Origin of the sequence: Pseudoalteromonas sp. NZS100_1 (assembly GCF_015864285.1) — a bacterium.
In the GTDB taxonomy this organism is placed as follows: Bacteria; Pseudomonadota; Gammaproteobacteria; order Enterobacterales; family Alteromonadaceae; genus Pseudoalteromonas; species Pseudoalteromonas arctica.
The window spans coordinates 1-528 of sequence record NZ_JADYXN010000335.1 but is presented as its reverse complement, the minus strand read 5'-3'; the positions used below and the strand labels follow the sequence as shown (position 1 = coordinate 528).

At 65.0% G+C, this 528-nt stretch carries 1 protein-coding gene; it reads left to right on the top strand.

The window, feature by feature from the left end; genetic code table 11:
• Positions 1 to 17 precede the first annotated feature (17 nt).
• Positions 18 to 528 (top strand): 3-hydroxyacyl-CoA dehydrogenase NAD-binding domain-containing protein (locus I6F66_RS22155; RefSeq protein WP_231611967.1); only part of this gene is annotated, 511 nt, incomplete at its 3' end.

Sequence of the window (528 nt, the reverse complement as noted above, 5' to 3'; positions counted from 1 at the left end):
CATCGCACGCGCAGGCCATGGGACTGATCGACGCGATCATGCCGGAGGATGGACTGATCGACGGCGCGATCGCCTATCTGCGCGAACGGCTTGACGCGCCGGTGATCAAGATCCGCGACCGCACGGTTGCTGCGCCACCCGCCCTGTTCGACGGGTTTCGCCAGCAGCATCGGCGCAGCTTCAAGGGGTTCCGGGCGCCGGAGAATATCGTCAAGGCCGTGGAAGCCGCCGTCACCCTGCCCTTTGACGAAGGGATGAAGCGGGAGTCCGATCTGTTCTGGGAGTTGATGCACAGTAGGGAATCGGCCGCCCAGCGCTATTTCTTCTTCGCCGAACGGCTGACCGCGAAAGTGCCCGACCTGCCCGACGACAGGCCGTTCCCCCCTATCAGTCATGTCGGCGTGATCGGCGCCGGGACGATGGGCGGCGGCATCGCGATGAACTTTCTCAACGTCGGCATCCCGGTGACGATCGTCGAACAGGAGGCCGCTGCCCTGACGCGCGGCGTCGACACCATTCGCCGCAACT